Origin of the sequence: Methylorubrum populi, assembly GCF_002355515.1 — a bacterium.
Classification (GTDB): domain Bacteria; phylum Pseudomonadota; class Alphaproteobacteria; order Rhizobiales; family Beijerinckiaceae; genus Methylobacterium; species Methylobacterium populi_A.
This window is the reverse complement of the sequence record NZ_AP014809.1, coordinates 813235-825000: the sequence shown is the minus strand read 5'-3', so window position 1 is coordinate 825000 and position 11766 is coordinate 813235. Positions and strand designations below refer to the sequence as shown.

Below are 11766 nucleotides of genomic sequence, written 5' to 3'. Positions count from 1 at the left end.
CTGATCGGTCGACCGCCGCTGCCCTACGCCATCCGAAGGCAAGGTGGTTGCGCGCGGGGACGAAGGAGAAGCCCGGTCTTTCGCGATGAAGCGAGGTCGCGCGGCTCATGCATCGGCAGGACTGCCGGGTCGATACGAGACGGTCGGGATCGAAAGCTCTGGCTTGAAACTGGCGGAGGGAGCGTCCGCCAGCTTCACTGAAAATATTGTTGTTTTGCATTGGTTTAGATCCTTAGTCAGTAGCTCTACCCACATCTGAACCCACAAAGCGATGTCGGATGTGTGCGAACCGGGACGGCAGTGAGGTTGGGACGGCCCGAGCAAGCAGTCGCCAAGTTGGCGAGTCCTCCGGCCGCTGCGCGGCCGGGCCATGAGCTATTGACGTGCAATCCCCGTTCGAGTGGCGATCTCGGCAGCACGGTCCATCTGCCCTTTAGCTTGGTGCCACAGCCACTCGCCGAGCCAGCCGAAGCCCAGCGAGAGGTGAAGCAAGCCAACCGCCAGCCGGACGTGCGCCATTGCGTGATAGGCTCGAATCAATCGCATGACCGGCCCTCACACCTGACCGCTACCGCAAGGGCAGCGTTCCACTGCTGAGCGAGCTTCTGGCCGTGCGCTTTGAGCAAGTCAGCAACGAGGTGCAATTCCGACCCTTCAAGCGCGAAAGGGGACTCGGCCAAGTGCTGAAGGATGAGGCCGTACCGTTCCACATCCTTCACGCCGCTTTCCATGTCGGCGATTTCAGACCAAGCTCCTCGGGCTGGAGATAGCCTCATAGTCCGCCCTCCCGCCAGTTGCAGCCGACCGCGCTCAACACGAGAGCGGCGCGGGACGAGGCGGGCGGCTCACCCATGCCGTGGAACTGTGCCCCGGCATTGGCCGCCGGAATGTAGTCGCACGGTCTGGGCTCGCCCTTCGGTCGATGCTCGGCGTCGTACATCTGCATCACGAATGGCAGATGCATCCGATAGATGGCTTCGGTGCCCTTATTCCTTTCCCACTGAAGCCAGCGCCGCTCGTACTCAAGCCAAGCGTCGTAGCTGTCGAGCAGGCTTTCCGTGATGGGGGCGGCGACCGCAGTCGGGGTGCCGATGAGCGTCACGCTGCCGCCGATGAGCGGAAGCGTGGCGAGATCGCGGAGGAAGCCGCGACGGGACGCGGATTCGCTCATCGACGTGCCTCCGCAGGAAAGAGCTTCAAGGCGTCATCGAAATGCTTGTTCAGGTTCTCGCCGTCCACGGCCATCTTGAAGCCGATGAGGCGAAGCACCTCGCCGTCAATCTCCCCTTCCGTAGTCGAGAGGAGCACCAGGAGATCGCCGTAGCGAGCGAAGTCGCGGATCAGGTATTCCATGCCCCTGACGGCAGATGCCGCGTCTCTCAAGCGTACCTCCCGCCGATTGCATAGCGGGTGCCGGCGAACTGCTCGTTCAGCCCGTCCATGTCGCCGATGCCGTTGTCGTCGGTCAGTCCCTCTGTGTCGTGGCCGTCTTCGAGATCGCAGTCGGGCATCAGCGCGTCGAGCAACGCGATGTCCGCCTCGATGCGATCGGCAATGGCGCGGCGCAGCGCGCGGATGCGGGGCTGGTCCGGATCTGCTGCCAGCATGACCCGCAGGGCCTGCGTGACGGGGCCGATCTGTGGTTTGGGCGAGCAAGACCGTTCACCGGCTCGTGCCGGTGTTGTAGGGTGATGGGTAGCCATGGGACGTCCTCAACCGACGTTGCTGGTCAGGCCCGATGCGGGAGCTTCCACCTTCCCGTCGGGCCGCATCTCTGGTACCATGGTTTTCATGGCTGCGCAAGAAACCCTGCAACCAAAGAAACGGCGCGGCCCGGCTCCCACCGGCCAGGGCGTACCTGTGCAGGTCAGGCTACATGCAGAGCAACTGGAGCCGCTCGATGCATGGATCGCTACTCAGCCCGATCCGAAGCCATCGCGACCAGAGGCGATCCGAGGTGCCCTTACTGAATGGCTTTCTCAGAAGGGCCTCCTCGGATCTAGCTGAGGCTGCCTCTACCGCGCCCGCTGTTGGTGAAGGATCCTGAGGCACGCCATGACTCCGAAGATTTTACTGCTGCTCGGCACTGCTGCTGTGCCGAGCAATCTCATGTTTGCCTCGCAGAGTCTTGCCGCTAGTCCGCCCGTTGTCGTCAAATCAACTGGTGCTGGAGCCTCTGAGAACGAGATCCGGCGGGCCGTAGAGATTTTTCTTCGAAACTGTGCGCCGCTCAACACGTATCTATCTGATATAAAAGAAATACGGGCGGAGTATTCCGGCGGAATACCGGCATCTAATCATCCAGAAAGCTGGAAATTCTCTGTCCATGTCACCATGGATGTTCCCAACGAGCCCAAGCAAATCCCTCGGTACGATCCGCGTGCGCATGTCATGGCCGGACATACACTGCATTATGATCTCGGAGGTGGGGATAAGCCTGGATTTTTCGCTTCGAAACGAGTGTCGCAGCTCCTGTGCGGAATGGAAGTTAACCAAGCTGGACGAGACACATTCAAGTCAGTGCCTGATCTCAAGCTCCTGAAATAATTGGTGTAGTGAGGGTTAAGTCATGCGCCTCGCGATTGCGTTCTGCCTGATAGCTTTTCCAGCTGCCGTCTACGCGAAACAGGCTCGCTGCCTCATTGAGGTAGACGGCAAGGCGTTCACGTTTGGACAGTGCAATGCCGACCGCGAAAAGGATGGTAGTCTCTCGGTCGGGACTGGCGATGCCAGTCGCTCACCGATCTTTGCCATCGTGAACGCGACTGATGGCGCATCCGCAGAGGGGTACTGGAATGAGGAGCCAAGGGCCTCTCACGCACAGTCGCCTCTCGGCACCATGCGGAAGAGTGGCGGCTGCTGGGTGAACGAGTGGGCCAAAGTTTGTGCTTGGCCATCAAGCCGATAGATTGAGCCGGTCAAAGTTTTTGCACAGTTTCGATAAATAGCAGGGATTGAGAATGCGAATAATTGTTGATATAAAGTTTAAATTCGCTGGAGTTGAAGGGTTAGATCGCTCTAAGCGGTCTGATAGTAGGTCTCTTTTCTGGCAACAGGCATCTCGTCGGTACGATCTAGATTCTTCTGATCCAAGTTCCGAAGGGCCGGCTCAATTTGATAATTTCGTTCGGAGACAGGAAAACAGAATTCAATCTCGGTTCGGTGGCACTCTAGCAGAGTTGCTGCGTCCGCATGTCGGGGTTGGTGTTCCACTAATCATCAAGTACAGGGGCATAAGATATTCGAGTCTTAATATCTCACTTGAGGTCATAACTGCAGCTTTTGAAAAGTTGGGCATCAAAGGCGAAGATCTTATAGATCTGATCGAGATTTATGCGCCAGTCGCTCTGCGCGAGTCGGTATTCATTGATAATGAAGATATTGAGACCAAAGTGGTGGGAAGAATTTACGAAGCATCTGTCGGTGTCGATCGCTCATTGGCCGTTGAGCCTTCTACTCCACCGACCAAGTCTCGTGTCGAGCGCATGTGGTGGATTTCCAATATGTCTCTTGTGCTGCCGGCAGCGATGCTGCTGCTAGCGTCATATTTAGTTTACAATTCGGCGCAAGAAGAGCGAAAGCAGATGAATGATGCATTAATTAAGGAGCGAGTAGATATAGCTACTCAGCGCGAGAAATTGCACGAAAAATATATGGATGTGATCAAGCAGTTGCAAGAAGGCATGAATGCTCAGTCAAAGCAGCTTGAACTTCTGCGAAGTGAGGAAAAGAAGGCAATCGAAGAAAAGAATAAGGGCATGAACACTAAGCCGAGTACTGGGTCTGTGCCATAGCGGGGAGCGGTTTCACCAGCTTTCATGAAAATCTTTTCTGCTATCGGATTGCGGTCTGAGCGTCGCGAAGGGCACCTGACGAGTAGCGCTCCATTGAAAGTTCCCACCGCTGTGTATCTGACCGCCCGTCACCCGTTCCTTGCAGCGTCACGTCGTTCTGGATGGTGATGCTACGGTGATCATTCGTGGTCGTCGTGCTGCCGCCGACGCCCATGGGCGGGGATGACAGGAACATCCGATCGAACTGCTCCGCCGACACGCCGCCGCCCGGCATCTGCATTTTTCGCGGCGGGGCCTGCGATATGGCCGGGCTGGGGTTGTCGTTCGAGGGAGGCGGCGGCAGCGGGCGGTTCTGCGCATCGTCAAACGCTTTGATGGCGTCCCGCATATATTTGTTGCGGCTTCCATAGGCTTTGACGCCCGCACCTTCGAAGTCGCGCTCGAAGACGCGCATCTTCTCCTCGGTCGTCTCGGCTCGCTTGAGCGCGGCGATCGAACCCTTATGCGTGTTCTGAAGCTCCCAGCGGAGGAAGCCGTAGTTCGCCTCGTCGCTCTTCGGATCGAGCCCCCGCTGCTTTGCGTACTCGAAGAACCGGCGCTTGCGACCGGGATCGGTCCACTGAGCCCAGCCAGGGCCGGGGCCGTTGCCCCCTTCCTCGAAAGCGGTGAAGCCAGCGCTCTCGTGCCCTAGATTGCCGAGCACGACGCCGGCCTCTTCCTTGGACAGGCCAAAGTCCTCAATCAGGCGCTTCATCACGCCCGGCGCCTTCTCACGGAAGGTCTTGCCTGCGATCGACGCCTTGGAGCCGCCAGGCGCATCCTGCGGGGCTCCCGCACCAGCACCGCTGCCTTCATCAGTGCTAAGGCCGATTTTGCGGCGCAGGTAGTTGTAGCCGCGACGGAGCAGGCCGGGCTGCTCGGCCTCCCGCTGCCGGTTCAGGTCACGCTCGATCTGGCCCGTCACTTCTTCCTTGCTGCCGAACAGGTGCGTGAAGCCACGGCCGAGCACGCTGTCGCCGCTGCCGACAAGCCCGAGCTTCGCCATAAGCCCTAGGATGGATTCGAGCCCCTTGCCGATGGCCAGGACGCTCGTTCCGATCCGCTCCAAGCCGCGCGCGAGGTCACCGTTCTCGACGCTCTTGGCGAAGGTCTCTACCGCTCGGTGGATGCTGGCCAGGGCCTCGGCGACTTCCTGCGGATGTGCCTCGAACCAGCCAAGCAGTGCCTTCGCTACTCGCTCCAGTCCCGGCGCAAGCTCGATGAGCAACTTCTGTCCAACCGCTGAAAGGATGGCATAGATCGACGTCAGAGAGCGCTGGAAGCTGGCGCCGGCCTTGGCGGCTTCCTCGTTGTCGAGAGCGATGGCCTTGGCAATTCGGTCGTACTCGGCGCGGAAGGTCTTCAGCTGATCCATCTGCCGCGAGAGCAGGTTGAACGTGCTTTCGTCGATCCCGAGCAGTTCGGCGTACTGAGCGCCGACATAGTACGGATTGCGCTTCTTGATGGCGTCGATGCTGTCGAGCAGCACTTCCACGCTGTCGCGCGCCTTGCCGCCCTCCATGGTCGCAACGCCAAGGTCGCCGATGAACTTCTGCAGGCCGGGATTGGTCCTCAGCGAGCGCGCAAAGCTCTCAATCGAGCCTGTCGCCTGCTCCGACGAGCCGCCGAGCTGCGAGAACGCATATTGCAGGCTCTTGATGCCCTGAACGGAGGAGCCGGTTCGCTGGCTGACGAAGAGCAGCGTGTCGAAGCTCGCAGCCACCTTGGCCACAGCGGCGGTAGCGGCCAACGCCATCCCGGTGAAGGTTGCGGCGAGGCCGGTCGCGACCTTGCTGACCGCCTTGACGCTGTCGTTGAACTTCCGCTGACTCTCCTCATCGACTTTCCAGCCGAGCGAAAGGAAGAAGCTTTCGAGAACCTTGTCTGCCATCACCGCCTCGTCTCGACTACATATGTCACGGATCGTCTAAGCTGGCCGCTGTCGATGAGGGGCTTCATCTCGCCCCCGCTGCGTCGCCCCTTCTTCCGGTGCAGCCGCGCGTAGATCGTTCGGGGCGACAGGGGCGGCGGGATGCCTTCAGAGATCCGAGCGCGCACTGCGTTCTGGGCCACGAGGCCAATCCGGTGGAGCGCTTGGTCCACCTCGGGGATGGCCTGCTCGAAGCTACCGGAGGGACCAATCACGACGGCCACAGCGCGTTGCGCGCCGCGCTGTAGCTCCTCTACGATCTTCTCTCCGACGCTCTCCACGCCCGGACGGAGGAACGGCCGGGCCGGAATGTTGCGCTCCGGCTCGCCGTACTCGTGGAGGTAGCCGAGGACGGCATTCGAGGGGCCGCCGCCGTCTCGACCAGCCTCGGCCGGGATGCCAACGAGAACGCGGCTCTTCCGCAGCATCGCCAGCACGCGCTCGATCGGATCTTTCCTCGATGTCCGCTTCACCGTCATGCCGCCCCCCAAGGCTGCGGCTCGTCAGCGGCAAGCAGATCGTCAGAGTGCTGCTGCGCAAAGTACAGCGCGGTCTCAACCGATTTCCAAAGCGTGTCGAGGAAATCGCCAATGCGGTCGAGGTCGTCGCCTGTCACCGTCGCCACGAGCTGGTTTTCGACGCCCGGCGCCTGCAAGTAGACTGCGAACCGCGACGTGTCCGTCGAGACCACGCGGCCCACCATGATCTCGATGCGGCCAACCCGCGAGTAGCGGTACTCATGCCGGATGACATGCTCGCCGGCACAGCAGAGGGGGAGATGCGCGATCTCGGCGGTCATGCGCCCTCCGCGTCGCTGATGCCGCGGGAGGCGAGCGCCTTGGAGATAGGATCGCCGTTCGCGATGCCGATGAAGTCCGTGTAGAACTCTAGCCCGCGCGTGTCGCCTATGTGCTCCACGACATACAGCTTATAGACGCCATCAGCTGCGATGCGCTGGATCATCGAATTGTATTGTTCGCCGCGATAGGCGGGATTGATCGTCGCTTGCTCGACGCTTTTCTCGTTGATCTCGACCAGACCGCCGGGCTTGAGCATGGGATTGAGCAGGGCGCGGCCTTCGACGCCTTGGATCGTCTGAACGGGCCTTCCGATGAGGCCAGTGTTGCTGTTCAGAACAACCCGCGAGTTAGGCAGCGCTTGATCGTTCTTCACCACTTGGAAGACGTTGTTCTGAATGCTCCAGGATGCGCCAGCACCCTCACAAACCTCGCGCAGCAGGTCTTTCGCCATGCCGAAGGCGATGTAGTTGCGGGGGAACTTCTTGTTGCCAAGGTCCGCGATGTGGCCGACTTCCATGCCGTACTCGCGCATCGCCTTCACGGCGACGTCGATGCGGTCGCGGTACGTGTGCCCGGCAGCAAGCGCTTGGTTCACAGTTGCATAGTTGCGGGCCCGATCCATGCTGCGTGCGATGACGTGCATGTAGGTGTCGGTGATGTCCTCGCGGCCGGATCGTGTCTGGATGATCTCGCCTTTGAAGACGACCTGATCGTGGTTCTGGTAGCCGACGGACAGGCTAATCTTCTTCCGCTCCTGCATGAAGGTCTTGACGCTGGACGGTGCAGGGTTGGTGACGATGACACTACAGACATTCGGCTTGCTTGCGTCCATCTGTTGGACTTGGAACCGGATGCGAAGCGCGCCCGGTGCCTCGCCCGTCTTCTCACGCGCGCTGAAAACCTCGCGGCCATCAGCGAAGAGTCGGACAGTGCGTAGGTACTGCTCAGCCATCGGCGCTACTCACGTGCGAGGTGCCGGCCACCGCCTCCGCAACAGGAAAAGGAGGCGTGCCGGCTGTCGGGGTTACTTGTTCGGCGGCACTGCCCGACTAGCCGCTACCGGCGACGCCTGTGCGCCGATCTCTTGGGCCTCAGCCGATAGTGGGCAGAGGCGCATCCGGGTCCGTGAGCAGGCTGTCGAACACCGCCGCCCAAGCCGCAGCGTCGCCGCTTGGGCTATCTGTGGCGACCATCAGAACGGGGCGCATGAAAGACAGCGCGGTCTCGTAGTCGCTGCGCGGATCATTGGCGACCAGCGTGTGAGGTCGATTGTCCGTGATGAGCTTCAGGACTTCGACCATCTGGCGAAGCTGCCGCCGAACCGGCTCAGCCGCACGAATGAGGTCGGGCATTGCCTGCCAGAGGACGATGCGAGCGTGTTCGGCAACCGTCCCCCCGGCGAGGCGTACGGACTCCTCAAAGCTGTCGAGATCGACGCGCAAGGCTTTCCTGGCCTCTCGAATGGCAGCCTGCTGCTGGTGGGCTGCTGCCAGCCGCGCCTCAGCCTCTGACAGCCGCCGGTTCGTCGGTACCTCGTCGCCGCGCATCACAGACGCGACAAGCTCGTCACGCTGAAGGGCTGTCGCCTCTTGGACCGCTACCTCGGCCGCGTCGATCTCTGGGTAAAGGTCCAAGCCGCGCTGCTCAGCGGCATCGAAAGCCGCCTTGATCCGATCGCGCTCGACCTGGCGCTCGGCCAGACGGGCGATCGCGTCCGCAAGGGCGGCGCGCGAGGGATCGCGCGACCCCTCCTGCTTGAGTGCGAGGCGGCTCATCACTGCATCCGCTTCATGTTCGGGAACATGGCCTCAAGGACACCGACATCGACCGCCGGGATTGGCGAAGCGTCCTTGGCGAGGGCCTTCTGCTCCGTCACGGAGAGTGCTCGGCCGGCATACTGCCGATGTGAAGCAGTACCGCGCTTGCGGCTATCCATCGCGAGCAATGTTCTCCGCTTGAGAGCACTGTCGGCGGCAAGCGTTTCCGCCGGGATCATCTTCGCAAGCTTCCCCTCCAAAATCAGCAGATCCTCTTCGCTGAGCTTGGGAACGCAAAGCTCAAGGATGCGGTCCATCATTTTGGGCGTCAGATTTTTGGGTGTCATAGTATTTTCTCCTGCGTTGGCTTTTTTCAGTAAGCTGAGCGCATCCTTGCATTCGGGCGGATGGATATGCGCCGCTTAGCCACTCCGAAGGCTGCAGCTTGTTCTTTGGTGACGATGAGCGGCTGCGCCCCCTGTGAGCACATGACGATGGCGCCACAGGCTGCGTTCGCCATGTCGTCGTGCGCGCCCTTGCGCTGGGGATGGTCGATGATGTCCTGACCGGTGCCGCGCGAGGTCTTGCGCTCCAGCGAGACGAGCTGCTGCTCCAGCTTCGGGATCGGCAGCAGCCTACACATCTGGCTGTTCAGCACCGGGAGCCATGCCGCGTAGATCTGCGACTTCGACAGGGTGCTCTCTTCGTAGGTGATGCCGGCCTCGCGGAAGCGCTCCTGCACCCACTCCTTGCCGTAGCGGTCGCCACGGACCCGCCGGACGCCATAAGCCTTCAGGATCTCGGCGAAGGTCTCGACCACTTTCGCGGGGGAGGTGCCGGGCGGAACCTCCCGCACAACGTCGAGCACTGCCAGCTTGCCTTCGCGGTGCGCGATCGCGAGGTCCATCGCATCGGCACCGCCGCCGGAGACGTCCACGAACGCCTGATACCGCCTGCCGGGCTCCGGGGGATGCTCCGTCGCCTTTCCCTCAATGCAGGCCCGCACCTGTTCGATGGAGACGAACGCCTCGATGTCCTTGCGGAACTCGGCATCCCACTCGGCCGCCGCCGATGCCGGATCGTCCGTGAAGGCTTCAGCTCTCTCGTCAGCCAGCGTCTCGCTCTTGTGCATCGTGAGCGTCGGCGCCTGAACGACGAGCACGCGGCTGCTGGCGTCGTTGCCGTAGTGCCGATCGTAGGCCCGCCACAGCTCACCTTTGCGCGCGTAGGGGCTGGACAGAACGAACAGTGGCGAGCCGAGCGTCGCGAGACCCGGCCGGAGGGCATTCAGAACCGCTTTGTCGGGGTTGGCGGCGCCCTCGATGTGCCAGAAGGCGATCTCGTCGCAGATGGCCGCCACAGGGGTCGGGCCGCGCACCGTGCGATAGTTCGCCGTCATCACCTGAATATCGACACGGTTCAGCAGGCGGATCGTGTCCGCCGTCGGCTCCCCGTCGAGCATTTCCGTGAAGCACGGCACCTCAAGGAAAATGCCGAGCAGGTAGTTGAAGGCTTCGCGAGCCGTGTCCTTCGCGGCAGCCATGATCGGAAGGCGCCCACGCTGACCGGGGCCGAAGCTGTCGCTGTAGTCGATCAGGCGCGCAAAGTAGGAGGCGCCAACTGCGAGGGCGCGGGTCTTGCCGGCACGGCGCCCGCAGACGGCCCAAAGCTCCTTGAACGGCTTCGTTGGCGCCACGGAGCGGCCCGACAGCTCGCGGTAGATCTCAAGCTCTTCGGGCTTCAGCGGCTCGCCCTGGCTCGCGATCAGTACCGCGCGCCAATAGGCCCAGGAGTCGCCCGGAAGGATCTTCCCGAACACCTCGGGATCTTCCAGAGCCTCGCGCATGGAGATCAGGCGCCGCATCAGCCGGCCTTCACCGCCAAAGCCGACGCCTCCCGTCCGAACGCCGCAACCGCGTCCTCGGCAAGTGCTGTCGCAATGGCAGGCTCAAGCTCCCGGCCCGTGGCGTTGCGGTAGGCCAGCGCAGCAGCGTCGCGCGCGGCCTCGAAAGCCTTCATGCGAGCGGACGGCGGCAGTATCGCCGCTGCCATCAGGGGCAGTCGCCATAAGGGCGCGGTCGTTGCCTCTGCAAGCTCGCGCAGGTCCGCCTCGGGCATCGCATCGCCACGCCTGACAAGCACATCCTGCAACGCGCGCTCGGCTTGTCGCTGGACGGTCCGGCATAGGGCGAGGGTGTCGGTCATCGCGACGCCTCCCGCCAGCCGGTCGGGACGTAGCCCGAGGCGAGGCCGCGCCAGTGGCCGGGCTTGTAGGACACGCCCCAGGCGCCGAGGGCAGCATCGTTGGACGAGTTGCCGCCCGGCACCCACTTGCAGCGGAGGAACCAACGCACGGGAGCGGCATCGTCAATGCCAGCCCGACGTGCGCAGATGTCGATGGGGCGGTCTTTCGGAGCATACTCGAATGACATGCTCTCCCCCGTCAGTAGAGGATGGAGACGGTCGCGCCGGGGGAGCCCGACACGTCCGCATCGATCACGGCGAGGTTGTCGAACCGCGTTCCTGAGCCGCCTGTCTCGTCAGACACGGGATAGGTGCCGCCGCCCGCGAGCTTGAGCAGCACAGTGCCGCTCGCCTTCACCAAGGCGCCACGGCCGGCCGGCAGGGGCATGCCAGGGGTGAGCGGGGCCGAACTCGTGTAGACCAGCAACGGCGATGTGCTGCTCGATGCCTGCGCGGGCGTGCCGCCGGGAGCGCCAAGCGACGTCGATGCCCCGATGGCCGCGAAGCCCCGGATAAGAGCATAGCCGGCTGCGAGCGCCTTGCCGCTGCCGTCCGTGTCGTCGTTGTAGACGGCAGCCTCATAGGTGTTCGTGCCGTTGCTGAGCGTGACGACGATGGCCGTGCGTCCGCCAACGCTATCGCCTGCTGATGCGGCTCGCTTTGATGCGCGGACCGTGTAGCCCGCGATGGTGCCGAATGTGATGTTGATCGGTGTGGGTGCCATGAGGCGCTCCTAGTCAGCTGGCCAGGCCGGGGGCGGCGAGAGTTCGAACCCTCCGCACCTCAAGGCGCTGTTCGAAGGTTTGCCGGGCTGGGGACTGAGGTGGACCCATCCGGCGGGCCTGCCGGTCCATCCGGTCGCCGATCTGCCCCATGGCCTCGGGATCGACGGGGCGCCCGGCCGCGACGTCGGCGTGCATCAGGGCCAGTTGGACCGAGAGCCCAGCATAGGCGCGGGCTGCCTCGCGCTGGGTCACTGTCATGGCCACAGCGCCTCCGCGCTCAGCCTCCAGGGCATCCAGGACGTCCTTGTAGCGGCGAGCGGCCTCCGTCGTGCCGGGCACGGGAAGAAGGAACGGCCGGGCGCCATTGGTCAGGGCACTGCGCTGTTTCGGGTGACGCGACATCCGATGATCTTCGCCAAATCTCGCGATGGTTCACGATATCAAGCCAATATAGTCGAAATCGTTCCAAGAGTCTAA

At 62.3% G+C, this 11766-nt stretch carries 16 protein-coding genes; 2 read left to right on the top strand and 14 right to left on the bottom strand.

Annotated elements, in window-relative coordinates; genetic code table 11:
* Positions 1–772 precede the first annotated feature (772 nt).
* From MPPM_RS03785 to MPPM_RS03775, 3 genes are read right to left on the bottom strand one after another with little or no spacing between them, the layout of a single operon-like run.
* Entirely contained in the window at positions 773–1171 is a 399-nt protein-coding gene (locus tag MPPM_RS03785) for a hypothetical protein (protein WP_096483914.1), read from the bottom strand.
* A complete protein-coding gene (locus MPPM_RS03780; protein ID WP_096483913.1) occupies positions 1168–1353 on the bottom strand; it encodes a hypothetical protein in 186 nt (61 codons plus the stop codon). Before MPPM_RS03780 ends, MPPM_RS03785 begins: the two co-directional genes overlap by 4 nt.
* A gap of 26 nt (positions 1354–1379) precedes the next feature.
* Positions 1380–1703, bottom strand: coding sequence for a hypothetical protein (locus MPPM_RS03775; protein ID WP_157914105.1), 324 nt, complete (start codon positions 1701–1703; stop codon positions 1380–1382).
* Between the two features lie 352 nt (positions 1704–2055).
* On the opposite strand from MPPM_RS03775, the gene MPPM_RS27795 reads away from it, so the two are divergent.
* The gene (locus MPPM_RS27795; protein ID WP_157914104.1) at positions 2056–2547 is read left to right on the top strand and encodes a hypothetical protein; all 492 of its coding nucleotides are present in this window, start codon (positions 2056–2058) and stop codon (positions 2545–2547) included.
* A 413-nt stretch (positions 2548–2960) separates the two neighbouring features.
* On the top strand, positions 2961–3794 hold the full coding sequence (locus MPPM_RS27790; protein WP_157914103.1) for a hypothetical protein: 834 nt from the start codon (positions 2961–2963) through the stop codon (positions 3792–3794).
* A gap of 40 nt (positions 3795–3834) precedes the next feature.
* Here the strand turns inward: MPPM_RS27790 and MPPM_RS03765 are convergent, their stop codons facing one another.
* From MPPM_RS03765 to MPPM_RS03720, 11 genes are all read right to left on the bottom strand, one after another.
* A complete protein-coding gene (locus MPPM_RS03765; RefSeq protein WP_096483911.1) occupies positions 3835–5724 on the bottom strand; it encodes a phage tail tip lysozyme in 1890 nt (629 codons plus the stop codon).
* Entirely contained in the window at positions 5724–6242 is a 519-nt protein-coding gene (locus tag MPPM_RS03760; protein ID WP_096487703.1) for a hypothetical protein, read from the bottom strand. The genes MPPM_RS03765 and MPPM_RS03760 overlap by 1 nt, the downstream gene beginning before the upstream one ends.
* Positions 6239–6562: a hypothetical protein gene (locus MPPM_RS03755; RefSeq protein WP_096483910.1), complete on the bottom strand. Its 324-nt coding sequence runs from the start codon at positions 6560–6562 to the stop codon at positions 6239–6241. Before MPPM_RS03755 ends, MPPM_RS03760 begins: the two co-directional genes overlap by 4 nt.
* Entirely contained in the window at positions 6559–7515 is a 957-nt protein-coding gene (locus tag MPPM_RS03750; protein ID WP_157914102.1) for a phage protein, read from the bottom strand. The genes MPPM_RS03755 and MPPM_RS03750 overlap by 4 nt, the downstream gene beginning before the upstream one ends.
* A gap of 139 nt (positions 7516–7654) precedes the next feature.
* Complete coding sequence (locus tag MPPM_RS03745) at positions 7655–8338, bottom strand: hypothetical protein (protein ID WP_096483908.1); 684 nt, start codon at positions 8336–8338, stop codon at positions 7655–7657.
* Positions 8338–8667 (bottom strand): hypothetical protein, encoded by a 330-nt coding sequence (locus MPPM_RS03740; protein WP_157914101.1) that lies wholly within the window; start codon positions 8665–8667, stop codon positions 8338–8340. Before MPPM_RS03740 ends, MPPM_RS03745 begins: the two co-directional genes overlap by 1 nt.
* Positions 8668–8693: 26 nt before the next feature.
* Positions 8694–10184 (bottom strand): hypothetical protein, encoded by a 1491-nt coding sequence (locus MPPM_RS03735; protein WP_197705068.1) that lies wholly within the window; start codon positions 10182–10184, stop codon positions 8694–8696.
* On the bottom strand, positions 10184–10525 hold the full coding sequence (locus MPPM_RS03730; RefSeq protein ID WP_096483906.1) for a hypothetical protein: 342 nt from the start codon (positions 10523–10525) through the stop codon (positions 10184–10186). The genes MPPM_RS03735 and MPPM_RS03730 overlap by 1 nt, the downstream gene beginning before the upstream one ends.
* The gene (locus MPPM_RS27785) at positions 10522–10674 is read right to left on the bottom strand and encodes a hypothetical protein (protein WP_157914100.1); all 153 of its coding nucleotides are present in this window, start codon (positions 10672–10674) and stop codon (positions 10522–10524) included. The genes MPPM_RS03730 and MPPM_RS27785 overlap by 4 nt, the downstream gene beginning before the upstream one ends.
* 89 nt (positions 10675–10763) lie before the next feature.
* Positions 10764–11288 (bottom strand): hypothetical protein, encoded by a 525-nt coding sequence (locus tag MPPM_RS03725; RefSeq protein WP_096483905.1) that lies wholly within the window; start codon positions 11286–11288, stop codon positions 10764–10766.
* Positions 11289–11301: 13 nt separating this feature from the next.
* Positions 11302–11691, bottom strand: a complete 390-nt coding sequence (locus MPPM_RS03720) for an NAD(P)/FAD-dependent oxidoreductase (protein ID WP_096483904.1) — start codon at positions 11689–11691, stop codon at positions 11302–11304.
* Between the last annotated feature and the right edge of the window lie 75 nt (positions 11692–11766).